Annotated in this window: 17 protein-coding genes; 13 read left to right on the top strand and 4 right to left on the bottom strand. The window is 70.6% G+C overall.

Annotation, left to right across the window (positions count from 1 at the left end; genetic code table 11):
* Nucleotides 1-58: 58 nt before the first annotated feature.
* Entirely contained in the window at nt 59-2,059 is a 2,001-nt protein-coding gene (locus AB0K11_RS25500; protein ID WP_364983780.1) for an FUSC family protein, read from the top strand.
* Nucleotides 2,060-2,062: 3 nt separating this feature from the next.
* Here the strand turns inward: AB0K11_RS25500 and AB0K11_RS25495 are convergent, their stop codons facing one another.
* On the bottom strand, nt 2,063-2,692 hold the full coding sequence (locus tag AB0K11_RS25495; RefSeq protein ID WP_364983777.1) for a PaaI family thioesterase: 630 nt from the start codon (nt 2,690-2,692) through the stop codon (nt 2,063-2,065).
* A 133-nt stretch (nt 2,693-2,825) separates the two neighbouring features.
* On the opposite strand from AB0K11_RS25495, the gene AB0K11_RS25490 reads away from it, so the two are divergent.
* A complete protein-coding gene (locus AB0K11_RS25490) occupies nt 2,826-4,340 on the top strand; it encodes an FAD-dependent oxidoreductase (protein ID WP_364983775.1) in 1,515 nt (504 codons plus the stop codon).
* Between the two features lie 9 nt (nt 4,341-4,349).
* Here the strand turns inward: AB0K11_RS25490 and AB0K11_RS25485 are convergent, their stop codons facing one another.
* Complete coding sequence (locus AB0K11_RS25485; RefSeq protein WP_364983773.1) at nt 4,350-4,991, bottom strand: DUF5701 family protein; 642 nt, start codon at nt 4,989-4,991, stop codon at nt 4,350-4,352.
* A gap of 49 nt (nt 4,992-5,040) precedes the next feature.
* On the opposite strand from AB0K11_RS25485, the gene AB0K11_RS25480 reads away from it, so the two are divergent.
* The 4 genes from AB0K11_RS25480 to AB0K11_RS25465 are packed head-to-tail and all read left to right on the top strand — an operon-like array spanning nt 5,041 to nt 9,490.
* The gene (locus tag AB0K11_RS25480) at nt 5,041-5,733 is read left to right on the top strand and encodes a GntR family transcriptional regulator (RefSeq protein ID WP_364983771.1); all 693 of its coding nucleotides are present in this window, start codon (nt 5,041-5,043) and stop codon (nt 5,731-5,733) included.
* Nucleotides 5,734-5,790: 57 nt separating this feature from the next.
* A complete protein-coding gene (locus tag AB0K11_RS25475; protein WP_364983768.1) occupies nt 5,791-7,197 on the top strand; it encodes an allophanate hydrolase in 1,407 nt (468 codons plus the stop codon).
* Complete coding sequence (locus tag AB0K11_RS25470) at nt 7,197-7,901, top strand: cysteine hydrolase (protein WP_364984171.1); 705 nt, start codon at nt 7,197-7,199, stop codon at nt 7,899-7,901. Before AB0K11_RS25475 ends, AB0K11_RS25470 begins: the two co-directional genes overlap by 1 nt.
* Nucleotides 7,898-9,490: a regulator gene (locus AB0K11_RS25465; protein ID WP_364983765.1), complete on the top strand. Its 1,593-nt coding sequence runs from the start codon at nt 7,898-7,900 to the stop codon at nt 9,488-9,490. The genes AB0K11_RS25470 and AB0K11_RS25465 overlap by 4 nt, the downstream gene beginning before the upstream one ends.
* A 10-nt stretch (nt 9,491-9,500) precedes the next feature.
* Here the strand turns inward: AB0K11_RS25465 and AB0K11_RS25460 are convergent, their stop codons facing one another.
* Nucleotides 9,501-9,884, bottom strand: a complete 384-nt coding sequence (locus AB0K11_RS25460; protein WP_364983762.1) for a cupin domain-containing protein — start codon at nt 9,882-9,884, stop codon at nt 9,501-9,503.
* Between the two features lie 85 nt (nt 9,885-9,969).
* On the opposite strand from AB0K11_RS25460, the gene AB0K11_RS25455 reads away from it, so the two are divergent.
* Nucleotides 9,970-10,464, top strand: coding sequence for a nucleoside deaminase (locus AB0K11_RS25455; RefSeq protein WP_364983759.1), 495 nt, complete (start codon nt 9,970-9,972; stop codon nt 10,462-10,464).
* Nucleotides 10,461-11,774, top strand: coding sequence for an alpha-amylase family protein (locus tag AB0K11_RS25450; protein ID WP_364983755.1), 1,314 nt, complete (start codon nt 10,461-10,463; stop codon nt 11,772-11,774). The genes AB0K11_RS25455 and AB0K11_RS25450 overlap by 4 nt, the downstream gene beginning before the upstream one ends.
* A gap of 18 nt (nt 11,775-11,792) precedes the next feature.
* Here the strand turns inward: AB0K11_RS25450 and AB0K11_RS25445 are convergent, their stop codons facing one another.
* Nucleotides 11,793-12,221: a DUF1810 domain-containing protein gene (locus tag AB0K11_RS25445; RefSeq protein WP_364983752.1), complete on the bottom strand. Its 429-nt coding sequence runs from the start codon at nt 12,219-12,221 to the stop codon at nt 11,793-11,795.
* A 209-nt stretch (nt 12,222-12,430) separates the two neighbouring features.
* On the opposite strand from AB0K11_RS25445, the gene AB0K11_RS25440 reads away from it, so the two are divergent.
* The 5 genes from AB0K11_RS25440 (at nt 12,431) to lon (ending at nt 20,796) form a co-directional block, all read left to right on the top strand.
* Nucleotides 12,431-14,491, top strand: a complete 2,061-nt coding sequence (locus tag AB0K11_RS25440; RefSeq protein ID WP_364984168.1) for an adenylate/guanylate cyclase domain-containing protein — start codon at nt 12,431-12,433, stop codon at nt 14,489-14,491.
* Nucleotides 14,488-15,888 (top strand): mechanosensitive ion channel family protein, encoded by a 1,401-nt coding sequence (locus AB0K11_RS25435; protein ID WP_364983749.1) that lies wholly within the window; start codon nt 14,488-14,490, stop codon nt 15,886-15,888. Before AB0K11_RS25440 ends, AB0K11_RS25435 begins: the two co-directional genes overlap by 4 nt.
* A 7-nt stretch (nt 15,889-15,895) precedes the next feature.
* Entirely contained in the window at nt 15,896-17,155 is a 1,260-nt protein-coding gene (locus tag AB0K11_RS25430; protein WP_364983746.1) for an alpha-hydroxy acid oxidase, read from the top strand.
* 132 nt (nt 17,156-17,287) lie between these two features.
* Nucleotides 17,288-18,289, top strand: a complete 1,002-nt coding sequence (locus tag AB0K11_RS25425) for an alpha/beta hydrolase family protein (RefSeq protein ID WP_364983743.1) — start codon at nt 17,288-17,290, stop codon at nt 18,287-18,289.
* A gap of 176 nt (nt 18,290-18,465) precedes the next feature.
* On the top strand, nt 18,466-20,796 hold the full coding sequence (gene lon / locus AB0K11_RS25420) for an endopeptidase La (RefSeq protein ID WP_364983741.1): 2,331 nt from the start codon (nt 18,466-18,468) through the stop codon (nt 20,794-20,796).
* Nucleotides 20,797-20,821: the final 25 nt, after the last annotated feature.

Below are 20,821 nucleotides of genomic sequence, written 5' to 3'. Positions count from 1 at the left end.
GCCGAACCGAGGTCGCGCCCTGCCGCGCGACGCGCCGCCCACGGGTGAGAATGGGCGGGTGCATCTTCGGTCGCTGACGCTCGAGCGGGCGGCGCCCACCTGGCCGCTCGACCTCGGGGCGGTGCTCCGAAGCCTGGCCGGCGTGCTGCTGGTGGCCGCTGTCGCGCTGCGGTTCGGCGCGATCGGGGCGGCCACCGCGGCGGCCGGAGCGGCCGCGATCGCCGGCGGCACCGCACTGCAGGACGAGCCGCGCGGTCCCGGAGCGCGGGTCGTACTCGTCTCGCTCGCGATGGGCGTCGCGGTCGGCCTCGGCGGCCTGACGTCCGGGCTACCGGTCGTGTTCGTCGCCCTCGTTGCCGTGTGGTGCTGGCTCGCCGGGCTGATGTGGACGTTCAGCGCGAACACCGGCCTGCTCGCCACGGCGACGGCGGTGCTGCTGGTCGTCGCGCCGCCCAGCCCGCCGGTGGACGCGGCGGTGGCGGCCGGCCTGGCCGTGGCGGGCGGCCTGGTGCAGGCGGTGTTGATCGCCGTCCGGCCGCGACGGCGGTGGCGGACGCAGCGGGCGGCGTCGCAGCGGGCGTACCGCTCGCTCGGTGAGAACTGCCGCGCGCTGTCCGAGGACGCAGGCGCACGCGTCGACCCGGCGCCGCTGCGTCATCTGCGCGACGCCTTCACGCTGTCGGACTATCAGGCGCGGCGCCGCCCGCTGGCGTATCGGCAGTGGTACGGGTTGCCCGAGCGCATCGCGGCGGCGGTCACGGCGGCGGCGAAGGCCGCCGACCCCGCCGTCCGGAGCCGCCTGCTGGCTGCGGCCGCCGAAACCCTGCAGGCGATCGCCGTGCGCGACCGTGACGACGCCGTGCACGCCGTAGCGGCCGTTCTCGCCGCCGCCGACATGGCCGTCGGACCCGAAAGGGCGGTGGCGCAACGCCTCGTGTCGTCACTGCGGGAGGCCGTCGCCGTGCAGTTCAGCGAGATCGCCTCCACGCCGTCGGACCTGCGCCGGCTGACCCGCGCCGACGTCGAGGCGGCGGCGCGCACCCGGATCAGGGCGGTGCGCGGCCAGCTCGACCGGACCTCGTCGATCCTGCGGCACGCGATCCGGCTGGGCGCCGCCGCGGCGGCCGGGACGGCATTCGCGCGCTGGGCCGAGTTCCCGCACGGGCACTGGGTGGCACTCACGGTGCTGCTGGTGCTTCGTCCGGAGACGGCGCACACGTACACGCGGTGCGGGGGCCGCATCGCCGGGGTCCTCGCCGGCGTCGGCGTCGCGTCGGTGGTCACGGTGATGTGGCACCCGACAGGTCTGGTGGCGGCGGCGCTGGCCGTGCTCTGCCTCGGTCTCACCTACGTGATGTCGACGTACGGATACATCGCCGTGAGCGCGGGGCTGGCCGCCTCGATCGTGTTCCTGGTGGACGTCTCGGCCGTCGCAGGCGCCGCAGCGCTCACCGACCGGTTGACCGCGGTGCTGGTCGGCGGCGCGTTCGCCGTGCTGGGTCACGTGCTGCTGCCCGACGACGGCCTGGTCCGGCTGCGGCAACGGGCCGGCGAGCTGTTGCGTGCCGAGGTCGACTACGCGGCCGCGGTGATCCGGGCCTTCGTGCACGACGTCGACCGGCCCGCGGATGCGGTGTCGGCCGCGTGGCAGCGGGCCTTCCGGTCGCGCGCGGCGTTCGAGGCGGCATGTGGGACCACCCGTGTCGCGGCACGCGAACTGCGGTTGTGGCTGCGCACGTACCGGTCGGCGCTCAACGCCGTCACCGCGTCGTGTACCGCGCTGGAGAACAACCTGCCCGGTCAGCTGCCCGCGGCGATGACCATCGAATTCGTCACCGTCGTCGACGATTACGTCGACGTGCTGCGCGGCGGTTTCCCGGATCCGACGGCGGCGTGGACGGTCGACGGCGAGGCGCTCGCCGCTGCCTACGCGAAGGTCCGCGAGGTGGCCGCGTCGTTGCCGTCCGATCTCGCGGCGGCCCGGGTGCTGGTCGCCGAGATCGGCGTGATCACCGCGCAACTCGCCCGGTTGTCCGAGGGCGACAAGGCGCTGCCCTGAGGCTCAGCCGCGCGCCCACCGCGGCAGGATGAACACGCCTTCGGCCTCCGCGGTGACACCGTCCGCGTCGGCGATGTGGCCGGCGGCGTAGGCCTTGATGCCGTCGATCCGTTCCACCCTGCCCTCGGCGCGAAGCGGCCCGAGCGGGGTGGCGCGCCGGTACCGGACGCTGATGGTGCCGGTGAAGCGCGGGCTCTCCGGATCGTTGGCGGCCACCTCGCCGAGCACGTGGTCGAGCACCATCGCCACGACGCCGCCGTGCACGTGTCCGGGCGGCCCTTCGTAGGCCGCGCCCAGGTGGAAGTCGGTGCGGACCGCACCGGTGTCGTCCCTGTCGATCACCAACGGCGGTGCGACGGGGTTGCGGACGCCGATCACCGGGTTCCCCCACGGCATCCGGTCACCGTGCGAGGTGATCCGGACGCCGAACGCGCCGTCGACCTGGTTCGATCGCAGCAGCGCGGTGGCGGCGTCGATCTGGGCGCGCGCCGTGGCCACCGCATCCGCGTCGACCTCGGTGCGGATGGTGGCGTCGACGAGTTCGCGCACCGAGTCGGCGAGTGCGCCGTAGGTGGCCCGCATCTGCGCCACGTCGTCCGGAGTGAGGTGCTCGACGTGGGTGAAGCGCGGCATCCCAGCACTAGAACACGTTCTCGTCGCCGGTGTCGAGTCGCGGGCCGAGCAGTCAAGTCATCGGCTGTTGACTTGACCACCCGCTGCCGCCTACGGTTGAAGTCATCGCCTGTTGACATGAGGAGTGGTGGACATGAACGATCCGACAGTGCTGATCGTCGGCGCCGGCCCGACCGGGCTCGCCGCCGCGCTGGAATTGTCGCGGCTCGGCGTCGACGTGCGGATCGTCGACAGGGCCGGCGTGCCGTCGGCCACCTCGCGGGCACTGGGCATCCAGGCCAGGACCGTCGAACTGCTGCGCCCCCGCGGGGTGGGCGACGAATTGCTGCGACTCGGGAACCGGGCGAGGGCCACCGCGCTGTACGCGAGAGGCGGCAAGCTCGCCGAGATCGAACTGCACCGGATGGCCAGTGATTTCAACTACGTACTGCTGCTCGACCAGTCCGAGACCGAACGCGTGATGACCGAACAACTCGGCCGCCAGGGCTGCAAGGTCGAGCGAGGCGTCGAGGTGACGGCGCTGCACCAGCACGACGACTCCGTCGCGGTGCACCTGCGGACAGGCCAGGGGCGCGCCGAGATCGTGCGGCCCGACTACGTCATCGCCGCGGACGGCGCGCACAGCGTCATCCGCAAGGCGACCGGAGTGGCCTTCGAGGGCAGGCAGCTGTCGCACTCCTACGTGCTCGGCGACCTGTCGCTCACCGGCGAGGTGCCCGAGGACCAGCTGTCGATCTTCCTGGGCCGACGCGGATTCCTCGCCGTGTTCCCGATGGGCGCCGGCCACTTCCGGTTCATGGCCACCGACCCCGACGGGCTCACCGGCGACGCCGCGGAACCGACCCTGGCCGGCATCCAGCAGCTCTACGACCGCACGGCCGCCATCCCGGCGCGGCTGGTGGAGCTGCGGTGGAGTTCCCGCTTCCGGATCAACAGCAGGCACGCCGCCCATCTGCGCGCGGGGCGGGTGTTCCTCGGCGGCGACGCCGCCCATGTGCACAGCCCGGCGGGCGGCCAGGGGATGAACGCAGGCATCCAGGACATGGTCAACCTGTCCTGGAAACTGGCACTCGTGCTCGCCGGCCGGGCACGGCCCGAACTCCTCGACACCTACGAGTCCGACCGGTTACCCGTCATCCGCGACCTCGTCACCATGACCGAACGCGCCACCGCCGCGTTCAACTCCACCAGTCCGTTGGCACACGCGGCGCTCACCCGGCTGGCGCCGCTGGTGCTCCGACGAATTCAGGTGCAGCGCAAGGCTGCCGACCGGCTCGGCCAGCTGAGCGCCGGCTACCGCGGGGCGCCGCTCAGTGCCGACGGCGGCCGCATCGGCGACCTGCGCGCCGGCGACCGTGTCCCCGACGCCGCCGTGGTCACCGCCGACGGTGAGCACCGGCGCCTGCACGACCTGATCGACCTGGCGGGCCCGACGCTCTTCGTCTTCGCCGACGACGAACACCTGCACACCGGCCGGTCGGCCGCCGTGACGGTGCGGCGGCTCGCCTCGGCCCCCACCATCACCGGCGATCCCGCCGCCTGGCTACTGGTCCGCCCGGACGGCTACCTCGCCGCGGCGGGCACAGCGACCGATGCCGACCGGCTGCGCCGCTGGGTAAAACGCTGGTTGACTCCCGATCCGCACTGACGCAGCCGATCAGAGCACCGATCGCCCTGCCGCAGAAGCGAATCCGAGCCAAGTATGCCGGTTGCCCGCCCAGCACCAGCCGACCTTGGGGGCATCGCGACGCCCCGGTCCGTCACGTCCGGTGCCATTGCTGATCCACAGCGCCGGGGTGCGCGCGTCGAGCTTTCCGTCCGGCTTGCGCCGACGGGAGCCGACGGTCATGAAGCAGCGGCCGCGCTGCAGGGCGTCGGGCTGCTGGATCAGCCAGTGCAGTCCCTCGGCCAGGGTCAGCGGCGTGCGGCCGGCCGCCTCGATCGCCGGGAGCGCCTCGTCCGGACTCCAGTTCGCCATCTCGTCACCGCGGTCGACATCACGCACCACGTACAGCGGTCCGCCGGGCGGAATCGCGGTGGTCAGCGGCACGAACTCGTCGACGTCGGCCATGTCGGTGACCACGAAACCGGCCTTGTCGCGCCTGCGGAGCAGCGGGGCCAGCACCGAGGGCGGCAGTCGCACCGGGTCGACCGCGAGCAGGACGCCGTCGCCGCCTGCGCGTTCGGCCGCCTCGCGCAGTGCGTCCGCGGGCAGGCCGGCCAGCTCGTGCACCCCGACGGCAATGAGTCGTTCGGCCTGCACGCGGGGGTTCGGAAGGGTCGCGGTGAGAGTCGGCATGGGCGCACAACGAAGCGGACCCGGCGGCGAGTTCCTACCATTGACCGCCATGGCCGCACCCCGGGTCGACGCGTCGCGCCACGCGCTGCCCCCGACACTCGTCGACGTCGCGGGTGAGCGGCTGCGCGACGCCATCCTCAGCGGCGCGCTGCGGCCGGGAGAGAAGCTCGTCGAGGAGCGGCTCTGCACGGAGTTCGGGATCAGCCGGGCGCCGCTGCGCGAGGCGCTGCGCCTGCTCGCCCAGCAGGGTCTCGTCGAGCAGATGCCGCGGCGCGGATCCCGGGTCGTCGACTGCTCCCCCGCCGACATTAGGGCCCTGTTCGCGCTGCGTCATGTGCTGGAATGCCACGCGATCGACACCGCACTGCCCCGGCCGGACCTCGAATCGGCCCTGGCTCCCGTCCGGGCGGCACTCGACGACATGCAGTCGGCCGCCGACGAGTTGACCCGCGACGACGCTCATCGCCGGTTCCACGCCACGGTGACCGGGCTGGCCGGGAACCGCCAGCTGGACCTGACGATGGCGCCGATCCTGCTCAAGCTGCAGCTGCCGATGGCGCGGAACCTGCGCACCGAGGCCCGGCACACCGCCAGCGACGGCATCGCGCGCCACCGGGCGATCCTGACCGCGCTGCAGTCCAACGATCCGGCGGTGGTCGTCGCCGCCCTGGCCGACCACGGACATCTCAGGTACGTCGACCTTCCCGACGACCTTCCCGACGACCTTCCGGACGAGCGCTAACACGATCGACACACCAGCGACCCGTATCCGCCATCATTCTGTCGACAATCGACGGTTATGCCAGTGGAAATGCGCGGCCCGACTGCCGGTCCGTCGGTGGCCGAGATCCTGTCCTCCCACGCCGGCGGGACCGGTTCCCCCAGCAGGACCGCAGCGCGGGTGGCCGACGCCATCGCAGCACAGGGTGACGACGGCACGTGGTTGTCGACGATGCCGCGCGAGGAGTTGCTCGCCGCCGCCGCCGAGATCGAGAGCCGCACGGGGGCACGGACGTTGCCGCTCTACGGCGTGCCGTTCGGGGTCAAGGACAGCATCGACGTCGCAGGCGTGCCGACCACGCTGTCGTGCCCGGACTACGCCTACGTCCCGGACCGGACCGCACCCGCCGTGCAGCGGCTGCTCGACGCAGGCGCCCTGTACGTCGGCAAGACCAACCTGGACCAGTTCGCCACCGGCCTGAACGGCACCCGCACCCCGTACACCGTGCCGCGCAGCGTCTACGGAGACGAGATGATTTGCGGCGGATCGAGCTCGGGGTCCGCACGGGCGGTGGCGCTGGGCCAGGTCCCGTTCGCGGTCGCCACCGACACCGCGGGCTCCGGCCGGGTGCCCGCCGCGCTCAACGGCGTCGTGGGCTTCAAGCCGTCGCGCGGGCTGATCAGCACCGTGGGTCTGGTGCCTGCCTGCAGGTCGCTCGACTGCCTGAGCGTGATGGCGGGGTGCGTCGACGACGTCGACCGCGTCATCGCGGTGATGGCCGCGCCTGACGACGACGACCCGTGGTCGCGCGACCCCGGCCCGCGTTATGCCGGCGCCGAGATCCGCGTCGGACTGCCCGGCGCGGACGACCTCGAGTTCTTCGGCGACACCGCGATGGCCGACGCGCACATGGCGTTCCGTGATCAGCTGTCCCGCCGTCACCACGTCGTGGACGTCCCGCTCGCGCCGTTCCTGGCCGCAGGCGCCCTGCTCTACCAGGGCCCGTGGGTGGCGGAGCGGCTGGTCGAGTTCGGCGAATTCCTCGCCACCGCAGCCGAATCGATCCACCCGGTGGTGCGGGACATCCTGCGCGGCGGACAGGCTTACACCGCCGTCGACGCGTTCTCCGCACTGCAGCGGCTGCAGGAACTCAAGGCGACCGCGGGCCGCATCTGGGAGCGGATCGACGTGCTGGTGGTGCCCACGGTCGGAACGACGTTCACCGTGGCGCAGGTGCTCGACCAGCCGATCGACACCAACACGATGCTCGGCCACTACACGCACTTCGGCAACCTGCTCGACCTGCTCGGCGTGGCGGTACCGCTCGGCGTCACCGCCGACGGCAGGCCGCACAGCGCGATGCTGCTCGGCGGCGCTCTCACCGACGACACCGTGCTGCAGTTCGCCGCGCAGATCCTCGACGAGCCGCGCGCCGCCGTCACCGCCCACGCCAGAGCCGTTGTGACCACCGAGGAGCACGTGTGATCCAGTCAGCCGAGATCGCCGCCGCGCCAGGCCCGTTCACCGCGGTGGCCGGCAAGATCGCGCTGATCGTCATCGACATGCAGCGGGACTTCCTGTTGCCGGGCGGGTTCGGGGAGAGCCTCGGAAACGATGTCGGCCGTCTGCAGCGGGTGGTCGCTCCGCTGGCCGCCCTCATCGCTGCGGCACGCTCGGCCGGGGTCATGGTGATCCACACCCGCGAAGGGCACCGGCCCGACCTGTCGGACTGCCCGCCGGCCAAACTCAATCGCGGCGCCCCGTCCCAGCGGATCGGCGACCCGGGCCGCTACGGCCGCATCCTCATCCGCGGCGAATACGGCCACGACATCGTCGACGAGCTGGCGCCACTGCCCGGCGAGACGGTGATCGACAAACCGGGCAAGGGCGCGTTCTACGCCACCGCACTGCAGGAGGTGCTGACGTCGGCCGGTATCAGCCAGCTGCTGATCACCGGCGTCACCACCGAGGTGTGCGTGCACACCACCACCAGGGAGGCCAACGACCGCGGTTACGAGTGTGTCGTCGTATCCGATTGCGTCGGTTCGTATTTCCCGGAATTTCAACGGGTCGGACTGGAGATGGTCGCCGCGCAGGGCGGCATCTTCGGCTGGGTCGCCGACACCGCCGCCGTGATCCCCGCCCTCGACGCCCTGTCCACCCCCGCAGCCCAGGAGATCGCCACGTGAGCACCGACCTCGAGCACACCCCTGCCGATCCGCCCGCCGAGGCGGCGCCGCCGAACCCGTGGTGGACGCGCGGCGATCTGAACGCCTTCTTCGGGCTGGGCTTCAACATCCTGGTCAACGTGCTCACCCTGACCGGCCTGATGATCGGCGTCATCGCCGTACCCGCCGCCGATGTGCTCGGCACCGTGCTGCCCGCGCTCGGCGTAGCGCTGATCCTCGGCAACCTGTACTACACCTTCCTGGCGCGGCGCCTCGCCCGCCGGGAGAACCGTTCCGACGTCACGGCGCTGCCGTACGGACCGAGCGTGCCGCACATGTTCATCGTCGTCTTCGTGGTGATGCTGCCCGTCTATCTCAACACCGACGACCCGGTGCAGGCGTGGCAGGCCGGACTGGCCTGGGCGTTCCTGATCGGCGTCATCGTGATGATCGGCGCCTTCGTCGGGCCCTACATCCGCAGGCTGACACCGCGGGCCGCGATGCTCGGCACCCTGGCCGGCATCTCCATCACGTTCATCTCCATGCGGCCGGCCGCCCAGATGTGGGAGGCCGCGTGGATCGGCCTGCCCGTCCTGGCGATCATCCTGATCGGCTTCTTCACCGATGTCCGCCTGCCGGGCAACATCCCGGTCGGGCTGGTCGCACTCCTGATCGGCACCGCCATCGGGTGGGCGGGCGGCTACATGTCGGCCCCCGACGTCGGGCAGGCGGTCTCCGACATCGCGCTCGGCGTTCCCGACCTCCGGCTCGACCTGTTGGTCAACGGCCTCACCGACCTGGCGCCGCTGCTGGGCACGGCGATCCCGCTCGGTGTCTACAACTTCACCGAGGCGATGAGCAACGTAGAGAGCGCCGCGGCGGCGGGCGACAACTACAACCTGCGCAGCGTGTTGCTCGCCGACGGCGCGGGCGCGGTCGTCGGCTCGGCGTTCGGATCGCCCTTCCCGCCCGCGGTCTACATCGGGCACCCGGGCTGGAAGGACGCCGGAGGCCGCGCGGGCTACTCGCTGGCCAGCGGGGTGGTGATCGGGGTGTTCTGCTTCATCGGGCTGTTCGGAGTGCTCGACGCGCTGCTGCCGGTACCCGCGATCGTGCCGATCCTGCTCTACATCGGCCTGCTCATCGGGGCGCAGGCGTTCCAGGCGGTGCCCCGGTTGCACGCCGTGGCCGTGGTGGCCGCGCTGCTGCCCAACCTCGCGCAGTGGGCGCACGGCCTGATCGACAACGCCCTCAACGCCGCGGGCACCAGTGCGGACGCGGTCGGGATGGAGGCGCTGAACGGGGCAGGGGTGGTCTACGAAGGACTCAAGACGCTCGGCGAGGGGGCGGTGCTGGTCGGCCTGATCCTGGGCACCATGGTGACGTTCATCCTGGAGAAGAAGTTCCTCTACGCGGCGGCAGCCTCGGCGGTCGGCGCCGTGCTGTCCTTCGTCGGGCTCATCCACGCCCCGCAGGTGGCATGGGCGGCCAGCCCCCAGGTGGCACTCGGGTACCTGTTCTTCGGCGCCATCTGCGCGGCGTGCACGCTGCTGCGCGGCGCGAGAGACCCGGTGACCGTGGACGAGTCGGACGTCGTCGCGGGTCACTGAAGCCGGCAGGTCAGTCCGCGACGAACGCGACCTCGGTGGTGTCGGCGAGCACGACGTACAGCCTGCGCCACGGCTCGGAACCCTCGAGCCGCCACTTGTGCCCGGATCCGGCGGTGTCCTCGGCGAGCAGCACGTCGCCCGCGCCGAGGGCGAAGTCCTCGCCGTCACGGGTGGAGAACACCAGGCTGCCCGCGAGCGTCACCACCAGTTGACGGACCGGCGCGGTGTGCCAGGCCAGCGCGCCGCCGACCGCGGTCTCCTCGACCGTCACGTGGGTGGACGGCATCACCGCGGACACCAGGTCGTCGTTGCGGCCCGGGCGCATCTCCAGGCGCCCGATCTGGAACCGAGACGTGTCGTCGTCGCCCGTCCACAACCGCACGCACCGGATCATCTGGTCACCGTAATGGTGTTCGCGCAGCTCCGCGCGTCCAATCGGCCATCCGTCATCGGGGCGGCGCACGCTGCGTAAACTGCGCGTGGTGATCAGTGACGACGACCTCGGCAGGCTGCACCGCTGCGTCGAACTCGCCCGCACCGCGCTCGACGCCGGCGACGAACCCTTCGGCTCACTGCTCGTCGACGAGGCAGGCGAGATCCGCTTCGAGGACCACAACCGCGTCAAGGACGGCGACGCCACCGCCCATCCCGAATTCGCCATCGCCCGCTGGGCCGTCGACCACCTCAGCCCCGCCGAGCGGGCGCGCGCGACGGTGTACACCTCCGGCGAGCACTGCCCGATGTGCGCGGCCGGTCACGCCTGGGTCGGACTGGGCCGCATCGTCTATGCGACGTCGTCGGCCCAGCTGGCCGGCTGGCTCGCCGAATGGGGTGCCCCGCCACCCCCGGTGGCCACGCTGCCGATCACCACCATCGCGCCCGCCGTCGCCGTCGACGGGCCCGCACCCCAACTGGCCGACACCATGAGGACGCTCTACGAGGCGAAGTTCCGGCCGGCGGGAACCCCGGCATGACCGGGCCGGACTGGGTGCGGCACGCGATCTGGTGGCAGGTCTACCCGCTGGGGTTCGTCGGCGCGCACCCGGCCGACCCCCCGCCAGGACCCGACGAGCACCGGCTGCGGCGCATCGTGGACTGGCTGGATCACGCGATCGCGCTCGGGGCCTCCGGCCTGGCGCTGGGCCCGGTGTTCGCCTCGCGCACCCACGGCTACGACACCACCGACCACTACCGCATCGATCCGCGCCTCGGTGACGACGCCGACTTCGACCACCTCGTCGCCGAGGCGCACCAGCGCGGGCTGCGGGTGCTGCTGGACGGCGTGTTCAACCACGTCGGCACCGACTTCGACCGCTACCGGCGGGCTGTCGACGGCGACGCCGACGCCCGGGGGTTCTTCCGCACGCGCGGCGGCGAGTTCGGCACCTTCGAGGGGCACGGCGAACTGATCGCGCTGGACCACCGCAATCCCGAGGTGGTCGGTTACACCGTCGACGTGATGCGGCACTGGCTGGCGCGCGGCGCCGACGGCTGGCGGCTCGACGCCGCGTACGCGATGCCCGACGACTTCTGGGCGCAGGTGCTGCCCGCCGTGCGGGAGTCGTTCCCCGACGCGTGGTTCGTCGGTGAGGTGATTCACGGCGACTACGCCGCCCAGGTGGCGGGGGCCGGGTTCGACTCGGTGACGCAGTACGAGCTCTGGAAGGCGGTCTGGAGCAGCCTCAACGACGGGAACTTCCACGAGCTGGACTGGGCGATGCAGCGCCACAACGACTTCCTCGCGTCGTTCGTCCCGCTGACCTTCGTCGGCAACCACGACGTCACGCGCATCGCCAGCAAGCTGGAGAACCCGCGCCACGTCGAGCACGCGCTGGTGTTGCTGTTCACCATCGGCGGCACCCCCAGCGTCTACGCCGGCGACGAACTGGCCTATCGGGGCGTCAAGGAGGAGCGGTTCGGCGGCGACGACGCGATCCGCCCCGAATTCGGTTCTCCACCGCCGCTTTCCGACGATGCCGCAGGCGACTCCTACCGGCTGCACCAGCATCTCATCGGGCTGCGCCGGCGCCACCCGTGGTTGCACGAGGCGACGACCTCCGCGCTGGCGCTGACCAACACCCACTACGTCTACCAGACCGCGCGCGACGGAGAGCGGCTGCTGGTGGCGCTCAACGTCGACCCGGCCAAGCCGCTGCAGGTGTCGTTGTCCGAGTTCGGATTCGGCCACGGCCGGGTGATCGCCGGTTCCGGGGCCCCGCCGTCGGAGGAGATCGAGCACACCGAGGTCGCCCCGGACGGCTGGGTGATCATCGCACCGGGCTGATCGGTCCCCCGGTTGCGCTCAGGCCAACCGCTCGACGGTCGCCGGGTCCTGCTCGCCGCCGTAGAACGTCTCCAGCACGGCGGCGAAGTCGGCGTCGTCGTCGGCCGCGCGGGCGAACAGCGTCATCGACGAGCGCACCTTGAGCACGTCGGGGAAGCCGAAGACGTCCTCGGCCGACCGGCCCTCGAGCTGCTGGACCAGGTGCGTGCATTCCCGCAGCCGCGGTCCCAGCACCGGGTGCTCGAGGTAGGCCCGTGCCTCGGCGAGCGATGCGATGCCGAACCGGTCGGCGGTGGCACTGCGGCCCAGTCCGCGCAGTTGCGGGAACACGAACCAGATCCAATGCGAGCGCTTGCGGCCCGCCCGCAGTTCGGCCAGCACCGTGTCGTAGACGGGCTCCTGCGCGGTCACGAAGCGCTGCAGATCGAAGGCGTCGTCGGTGGTCATGTCCGCCACGGTGACACATGTCCGCCGCCGCGTCGGCGACATTTTGCCCACAGCCCCCGCATCGGGCCGTCGGGCCAGCTAGCCTTCTAGTCTCGATGACGACTTCCGAGGAGCCGGACTCCTCTCACCCCACCGTGCCGGCTCCCGCCCGCCGAAGCCTGCGGCGCCGCGTGTTGTCGCGCATCAGCATCCAGTCGAAACTCCTGGTGATGCTGCTGATGACCAGTGTCCTGTCAGTGGCGGTGGTCGGGTTCATCGGCTACCAGTCGGGACGTTCGTCGCTGCGGGAGTCGGTGTTCGACCGGCTCACCGAGATTCGCGCCTCCCAGTCACGCCAACTCGAGGCGCAGTTCACCGACCTGCAGGACTCGCTGGTGATCTACACCCGCGGCGCCACCGCGATCCAGTCGATCGAGGCGTTCACCACGGGCTTCGACCAGCTGGCCGATGCGCCGCTGAATCCGGCGCAGTCCCAGTCGCTGACCGACTACTACAGGAACCAGTTCGCCGTCGCCAAGCGGGAGCAGACCGGCGAGGAACTGGACGTCGCGGGCCTGCTGCCCACGTCCAACGCCGAGCGGTACCTGCAGGCGTACTACACCGCGCCCTTCGACGACTTCGAGAAGGCGATCCGGTTCGACGACGCCCGCGACGGCAGCGCGTGGTCGGCCGCCAACGCGCGCTACAACGACTTCTTCCGGGAGATCGTCACCCGCTTCGGGTTCGAGGACGCATTGCTGCTCGACACCCGCGGCAACGTGGTCTACACCGCCTACAAGGGCGTCGACCTCGGCACCAACATCCTGACCGGGCCCTACCGGGAGGGACAGCTGCGCGACGCCTATCAGAAGGCATTGGCGTCCAACGCCGTCGACTACGTCGGCATCACCGATTTCGGTGACTACATCCCCGCCGACGAGCCGACGGCGTGGATGGTCTCCCCCGTCGGCCCCGAGGGCAGGGTCGACGGGGTGCTCGCACTGCAGTTCCCGATCTCGAAGATCAACACCCTGATGACCGCCGACCGTCAGTGGGAGGCGGCAGGCATGGGCACCACGGGCGAGACGTTCCTGGTCGGGCCCGACGACCTGATGCGGTCGGACTCCCGGATGTTCATCGAGAATCCGGAGCAGTTCCGCACCGACGTCATCGACGCGGGTACCCCGCCCGGGGTCGCCGACGACTCGCTGCGCCAGCGCGGCACCACGCTGGTGCAACCCGTCGCCAGCGACGCGACCCGGGAGGCCCAGCGCGGCCAGACGGGCACCGTCATCGAAGACGACTACCTCGGCCAGAAGTCGCTGCAGGCCTATGCGCCGGTGGACCTGAAGGGGCTGAACTGGTCCATCATCGCCAAGATCGACACCTCCGAGGCCTTCGCCCCGGTGACGGCGTTCACCCGCACGCTCGTGCTGAGCACCGCCGTGATCATCTTCGTGGTGTGTCTGGCGGCGATGCTGCTGGCCCGGTTGTTCGTGCGGCCCATCCGGCGCCTCGAATCCGGTGCGCAACAAATCAGTTCGGGTGACTACCACGTCACGCTGCCCGTCCGCACCCGCGACGAGTTCGGCGACCTGACAGTCGCCTTCAACGACATGAGCCGCAATCTGGCGATCAAGGAGGAACTGCTGGCCGAGCAGCGCCGGGAGAACGACCGGCTGCTGTTGTCGCTGATGCCCGAACCCGTCGTCCAGCGTTACCGCGAGGGTGAGGAGACGATCGCCCAGGACCACCAGGACGTGACGGTGATCTTCGCCGACATCGTTGGCCTGGAGGAACTGTCGTCGGACCTGAACTCCGACGAGCTGCTGATGATCGTCAACAAGCTGACCCGGCAGTTCGACGCCGCTGCGGAGAATCTCGGGGTGGAGCAGGTGCGCACGCTGCACAACGGCTACCTGGCCAGCTGCGGTCTCTCGGTGCCCCGGCTCGACAACGTCCGGCGCACCGTCGATTTCGCCGTCGAGATGCAGCGCACGATCGACCGGTTCAACGCCGAGACGGGCCATGACCTGGAATTGCGCGCCGGCATCGACACCGGCACCGTCAGCAGCGGGCTGGTCGGACGGGCCACGCTGGCCTACGACATGTGGGGGTCGGCGGTCGACCTGGCCTACCGGGTGCAGAGCGGGTCACCGCAGGCCGGCATCTACGTCACCTCCGCGGTGTACGACGCGATGCGCGACAGCCGGACCTTCAGCTCCGCGGGCGTGGTCGCGGTCGACGGCGAGGAACAGCCGATCTGGCGGCTCACGGAGCGGCAGCCGTGACCAGCATCCTGGCCGAGACGTGGTTCTACTGGGCGCTCGGCATCGCGATCGGGTTCCCGGTCGCCCTGGTGCTGCTCACCGAGATCCACAACGCCCTGCGCCGCCGCAACAGTTTCCTGGCCGGCCCGGTGCACGTGCTGCGCAACTACATCCTGCCGCTGGGCGCCCTGCTGGTCCTGATGGTCGGAGCGATGCAGATCTCCGGCGAGACGACGCCGGTGCGCATCGTCGCCACGGTGTTCGGCGTGGTGGTGCTGGTGCTGCTGCTGTCCGGGCTGAGCGCCACCGTGTTCCAGGGCGCGCCGGAAGGCACGTGGCGCAAACGCATTCCGTCGATCTTCCTCGACGTGGCGCGCTTCGCGCTGATCGCGATCGGCGCCGGCCTCATCCTGGCCTACATCTGGGGCGCCAACGTCGGCGGTCTGTTCACCGCGCTGGGCGTGTCGTCCATCGTGCTCGGGCTGGCGCTGCAGAACTCGGTGGGCCAGATCATCTCGGGGCTGCTGGTGCTGTTCGAGCAGCCCTTCCAGCTCGGCGACTGGATCCAGACGCCGTCGGCCAAGGGCCGCGTGATCGAGGTGAACTGGCGCGCCACCCACATCGACACCGGCGGCGGCACCCAGGTCATCCCGAACTCGGTGCTCGCAGCGGCGTCGTTCACCAACTTCAGCAGGCCGCCGGGGGCCCATTCGCTGGCGGTCACCACCATCTTCTCCGTCGACGACCCGCCCGACGACGTGTGCGCCATGCTCAACCGGGTGGCGGCGGCGCTGCCACAGCTGCGGCCGGGCGCCACGCCGAACAGCGTGCGATCGGGCAGCCTGGAGTACACCACCGGGATCCCGCTGCGCTCACCGGCCGACGACTTCGCCGCCAGATCGCGTTTCCTTCGCTGGGTCTGGTACGCGGCCCGGCGCGAGGGGCTGCACCTCGACGAGGCCGAGGACGAGTTCGAGACGCCGGACCGGATGCAGAGTTCGGTGCGGATCATCGCGCCGACCCTGCGGCTCAACCAGTCCGACCAGGAGGACCTGCTCGCGCACGCCCGGCTGACCCGCTTCGGCACCGACGAACACCTCCAGGTCGCAGGCCAGGTCCCCAAGCGGATGATGTTCATCGTCAACGGCAAGGTCAAGCTGGTGGCCACGGACGACGACGGCGGCGCGATTCCCATCCGTACCCTGGAGGCCGGTGAGTTCCTCGGGCAGACCACGCTCACCCGTGAGCCCGTGACCGCCGCCGCGTACGCACTCGAGGAGGTGACCGTGCTTCAGGTCGACCGTGAACACATCGAAGATCTGGTGGCTCGAAAGCCGATGCTGCTGCAGGAGATCGGCCGGGCGATCGAGGAGCGGCGCGCCAGCCTGCGGCGCGCGCTGGCCGCCTCGGAGAAGTAGGCCTGCGGTGAAACGGCACCTGCCCCGGCCGGCCGAACTCGCCCCGCTGATCGGCTTCCGCAAGCCGCAGCTCGACGCGACGAAGCGACGCCTCGACCGGGCTCTCACGATCGACGACCTGCGGCGGATCGCGAAGCGCCGGACGCCGCGGGCCGCCTTCGACTACACCGACGGTGCGGCGGAGGAGGAACTGTCGCTGGCCCGTGCCCGGCAGGCCTTCCTCGACGTCGAGTTCCACCCGACGATCCTGCGCGATGTCGAGACCATCGACACCTCCGTCGACATCCTCGGTGCGTCGTCCGCGCTGCCGTTCGGCATCGCGCCGACCGGCTTCACCCGGCTGATGCACACCGAGGGCGAGGTCGCAGGCGCCCACGTCGCCGCCCGCGCCGGCATCCCGTTCTCGCTGTCGACGCTGGGAACCAGCTCGATAGAGGACGTGAAGGCGGCGAACCCGAACGGCCGCAACTGGTTCCAGCTGTACATGTGGAAGGACCGGGAGCGGTCGATGGCGCTGGTGGAGCGGGCGGCCGCGGCCGGCTTCGACACCCTGCTGGTGACGGTGGACGTGCCGGTGGCCGGCGCGCGGCTGCGTGACACCCGCAACGGCATGTCCATTCCGCCGACGCTCACCCTGCGCACGGTCCTCGATGCGATCCCGCGGCCCCGGTGGTGGTTCGACCTGCTGACCACCGAGCCGCTGTCGTTCGCGTCGCTGGACCGCTGGCCGGGCACGGTGGCGGAGTACCTCGACTCGATGTTCGACCCGACCGTCACCTTCGACGATCTCGCCTGGATCAAGCAGCAGTGGCCGAACAAGCTGGTGGTCAAGGGAATTCAGACGCTCGAGGATGCCAGGGCGGTCGTCGACCTCGGAGTGGACGGTGTGCTGCTGTCCAACCACGGCGGCCGCCAGCTGGACCGGGCGCCGGTGCCGTTCCATCTGCTGCCGGTGGTGGCGCGTGAACTCGGCGCCGATGCGGAGATCCTGGTCGACACGGGCATCATGTCCGGCGCCGACGTCGTCGCGGCGTTCGCGCTCGGCGCCCGGTTCAGCCTCGTCGGCCGGGCGTACCTGTACGGCCTGATGGCCGGTGGCGAGGCCGGGGTGCAGCGGGCCGTCGACATCCTGGCCGGCCAGATCGGCCGGACGATGCGGCTGCTCGGGGTCACGTCGCTGCAGGAACTGACACCGCGGCACGTCACCCAGCTGCGCCGGATGCGGCCGGTTCCGATCGGCGGCGAAGGTCTCGAGCCCGACGCGTAATCGTTAGCCAACCGCGACAACGCATCCGGGTGTTGGTACCAGTGTGACTGGTGAGGCCCGTGTTTCACTTTTCGAGCACAGCAACGGCAATTGCTTGTGGCATGCAAAACGAAAGGTGGGTTGGTTGCCGTTATGAAGTTCGTCAGAAGGTTTCGCGGTACAGCAATGTGGATGCGCAGGCTGGCGGTGGTTGCCGCATCGGCGGCCATGCTGCCCGGCCTGATCGGCTTCGCAGGTGGCTCGGCGACCGCAGGCGCGTTCTCCCGGCCGGGTCTCCCGGTCGAGTACCTGGACGTGTTCTCCCCGTCGATGAATCGCAACATCAAGGTCCAGTTCCAGGGCGGCGGTCCGCACGCGGTGTATCTGCTCGACGGCCTGCGTGCGCAGGACGATTTCAACGGCTGGGACATCAACACCCCGGCGTTCGAGTGGTACTACCAGTCCGGGCTGTCGGTGGTGATGCCCGTGGGCGGGCAGTCCAGCTTCTACACCGACTGGTACCAGCCGTCGCGGGGCAACGGGCAGGACTACACCTACAAGTGGGAGACGTTCCTGACCCAGGAACTGCCGGCCTACCTGCAGGCCAACAAGGGTGTGGATCCCAACGGCAACGCCGTGGTGGGTCTGTCGATGGCGGGCAGCACCGCGCTGACCTACTCCATCTACCACCCGCAGAAGTTCATCTACGCCGGCGCGCTGTCGGGGTTCCTCAACCCGTCCGAGGGCTGGTGGCCGATGCTGATCGGCATGGCGATGAACGATGCCGGCGGCTACAACGCCGAGAGCATGTGGGGGCCGTCCAGCGATCCGGCGTGGCGGCGCAACGACCCGATGATCAACATGAATCAACTGGTCGCCAACAACACCCGGATCTGGATCTACTGCGGCACCGGCACCCCGTCGGACCTGGACTCCGGGGCCAACGGCGGGAATCTGATGGCCGCACAGTTCCTCGAAGGGTTCACGCTGCGCACCAACGTCACGTTCCGTGACAACTACATCGCAGCGGGCGGGCAGAACGGCGTGTTCAACTTCCCGGCGAACGGCACGCACAGCTGGGGTTACTGGGGTCAGCAGCTCCAGCAGATGAAGCCCGACATCCAGCGGGTGCTCGGCGCCCAGGGTGCGGTCTAGATCCACTCACACACCAGGGAGCCTGCCGTCACCCCCACGGCAGGCTCCCTGTCTGTGTGCGCACGGCGTCGTGGCGAAATCGCGGCGCCGTACGCGCAGGGCGAACGGGGATCGGTGCGGGGAACAAAGCGACCGCCGTCAGGGTTGAGCGCATCAGGTTCAACTTTGGAGGATGGATGTCTGAAGCAATCGCAGTGCCCGTGTTGTTCGTCAGCGAACCGGTCGTCCTGCCCGGAATGGTGGTGCCCGTCGAGCTCGACGACGCGGCGCGCGCAGCCGTCGACGCGGCACAGGCCAGCGAGAGCGGCAAGCTGCTGATCGCACCGCGCCTGGAGGACCGCTACCCCACCTACGGGGTGATCGCGTCGATCGTGCAGGTCGGCCGCGTCCCGGGGGGCGGCGCCGCGGCGGTGGTGCGCGGTGAGCGGCGCGCCCACATCGGTTCCGGCACCACCGGGCCGGGCGCCGCACTGTGGGTCACGGTGCAGGAGGCGCCGGAGCCCAAGAGCTCCGAGGAGACCAGGGCGCTGGCCGCGGAGTACAAGAAGCTGCTGCTGGCGATGCTGCAGCGCCGGGAGGCGTGGCAGATCGTCGACGTGGTCAACAAGATCACCGACCCGTCGGCGCTCGCCGACACCGCCGGGTACGCGTCGTACCTGTCCGACGTCCAGCGCCGCGAGCTGCTGGAGACCGAGGACGTGGCGCGTCGTCTCCGGCTGCTGATCGACTGGACCGGCGAGCACCTGGCCGAGGTCGAGGTCAACGACAAGATCGCCGAGGACGTCCGGTCCGGGATGGACAAGCAGCAGAAGGAGTTCCTGCTGCGCCAGCAGCTCAACGCGATCCGCAAGGAACTCGGTGAGGGTGAGCCCGAGGGCTCCGACGACTACCGGGCCCGCGTCGAGGCCGCAGACCTGCCCGAGAAGGTGCGGGAGGCCGCGCTGCGCGAGGTCGGCAAGCTGGAGCGCTCCAGCGACCAGAGCCCCGAGGGCGGCTGGATCCGGACCTGGCTGGACACCGTGCTGGAACTGCCGTGGAACGTCAGCACCGAGGACTCGACCGACCTGAAGTCGGCGCGGGAGATTCTCGACGCCGACCACCACGGGCTGGACGACGTCAAGGACCGCATCGTCGAGTACCTCGCGGTGCGCGCCCGTCGGGCGCAGCGTGGTCTGCAGGTCGTCGGCGGTCGCGGCTCGGGTGCGGTGATGGTGCTGGCGGGTCCTCCCGGTGTCGGCAAGACGTCGCTGGGTGAGTCCGTCGCGCGGGCGCTGGGTCGAAAGTTCGTCCGCGTCGCGCTGGGCGGTGTGCGCGACGAGGCCGAGATCCGCGGTCATCGGCGCACCTACGTCGGCGCGCTGCCGGGCCGCATCGTGCGGGCCATCGGCGAGGCGGGGTCGATGAATCCCGTCGTGCTGCTCGACGAGATCGACAAGGTGGGCTCGGACTACCGGGGCGACCCGAGTGCGGCGTTGCTCGAGGTGCTGGATCCCGCGCAGAACCACACGTTCCGCGACCACTACCTGGACCTCGATCTCGACCTGTCGGACGTGGTGTTCCTGGCGACGGCCAACGTCATCGAGAACATCCCGCAGGCACTGCTGGACCGCATGGAGCTGGTGCAGATCGACGGCTACACCGAGGACGACAAGGTCGCCATCGCCCGCGACTACCTGCTGCCCCGGCAGCGGGACCGGGCGGCGCTGACCGACGCCGAGGTGACGGTCACCGACGCCGCGCTGCGCAAGATCGCCGCCGACTACACCCGCGAGCCCGGGGTGCGGCAGTTCGAGCGGCTGCTGGCCAAGGCGCTGCGCAAGGTGACGACCAAGCTCGACGCCGACCCGGCGCCGATCGTCGTCGACGAGCCGGGCCTGGTCGAGTACCTGGGCCGTCCGCGGTTCACGCCGGAGTCGGCCGAACGCACGGCGGTGCCCGGTGTGGCGACCGGGCTGGCCGTCACAGGGCTCGGCGGCGACGTGCTCTTCATCGAGGCCGGCGCCACGGAGAACGCCGCCGGTGAGTCCAGCTTGGTCCTGACCGGTCAGCTCGGCGACGTGATGAAGGAGTCCGCGCAGATCGCGCTGTCCTACGTGCGGGCGCACGCCGAGCAGTTGGGTGTCGACCCGAAGGCGCTGGACCGCAAGATCCACGTGCACGTCCCGGCCGGCGCCGTCCCCAAGGACGGACCGTCGGCGGGTGTGACGATGGTGACCGCGCTGGTGTCGATGGCCACCGGCCGTCAGGTGCGCGCGGACGTCGGCATGACCGGTGAGGTCACGCTGAACGGCCGGGTGCTGCCGATCGGCGGTGTCAAGCAGAAGCTGCTGGCCGCCCAGCGCGCAGGGCTGTCGACGGTGTTCATCCCGCAGCGCAACGAGCCCGACCTGGACGACGTCCCTTCGGAGGTCCTGGCGGTGCTCGAGGTGAAGCCGATGACCGACGTAGCCGACATCGTGGCGCAGGCGCTGGAGCCGGCGGCCGAGACGGCGACCGTCGCGGCCTGACAACCGAATACCGCGAGCAGACGCA

Source organism: Mycobacterium sp. NPDC050551 (assembly GCF_040674075.1).
GTDB lineage: Bacteria > Actinomycetota > Actinomycetes > Mycobacteriales > Mycobacteriaceae > Mycobacterium.
This window is presented reverse-complemented; position numbering and strand designations above follow the sequence as displayed.

What these genes read in the sequence shown, in the direction of transcription:
- AB0K11_RS25495 (WP_364983777.1), bottom strand. Translation starts at nt 2,692, where the DNA reads ATGCCGCGCTTCACCCACGTCGAGCACCTCACTCCGGACGACGTGGCG.
- AB0K11_RS25490 (WP_364983775.1), top strand. Translation starts at nt 2,826, where the DNA reads ATGAACGATCCGACAGTGCTGATCGTCGGCGCCGGCCCGACCGGGCTC.
- AB0K11_RS25485 (WP_364983773.1), bottom strand. Translation starts at nt 4,991, where the DNA reads ATGCCGACTCTCACCGCGACCCTTCCGAACCCCCGCGTGCAGGCCGAA.
- AB0K11_RS25480 (WP_364983771.1), top strand. Translation starts at nt 5,041, where the DNA reads ATGGCCGCACCCCGGGTCGACGCGTCGCGCCACGCGCTGCCCCCGACA.
- AB0K11_RS25475 (WP_364983768.1), top strand. Translation starts at nt 5,791, where the DNA reads ATGCCAGTGGAAATGCGCGGCCCGACTGCCGGTCCGTCGGTGGCCGAG.
- AB0K11_RS25460 (WP_364983762.1), bottom strand. Translation starts at nt 9,884, where the DNA reads ATGATCCGGTGCGTGCGGTTGTGGACGGGCGACGACGACACGTCTCGG.
- AB0K11_RS25450 (WP_364983755.1), top strand. Translation starts at nt 10,461, where the DNA reads ATGACCGGGCCGGACTGGGTGCGGCACGCGATCTGGTGGCAGGTCTAC.
- AB0K11_RS25445 (WP_364983752.1), bottom strand. Translation starts at nt 12,221, where the DNA reads ATGACCACCGACGACGCCTTCGATCTGCAGCGCTTCGTGACCGCGCAG.
- AB0K11_RS25440 (WP_364984168.1), top strand. Translation starts at nt 12,431, where the DNA reads ATGCTGCTGATGACCAGTGTCCTGTCAGTGGCGGTGGTCGGGTTCATC.
- AB0K11_RS25425 (WP_364983743.1), top strand. Translation starts at nt 17,288, where the DNA reads ATGAAGTTCGTCAGAAGGTTTCGCGGTACAGCAATGTGGATGCGCAGG.
- lon (WP_364983741.1), top strand. Translation starts at nt 18,466, where the DNA reads ATGTCTGAAGCAATCGCAGTGCCCGTGTTGTTCGTCAGCGAACCGGTC.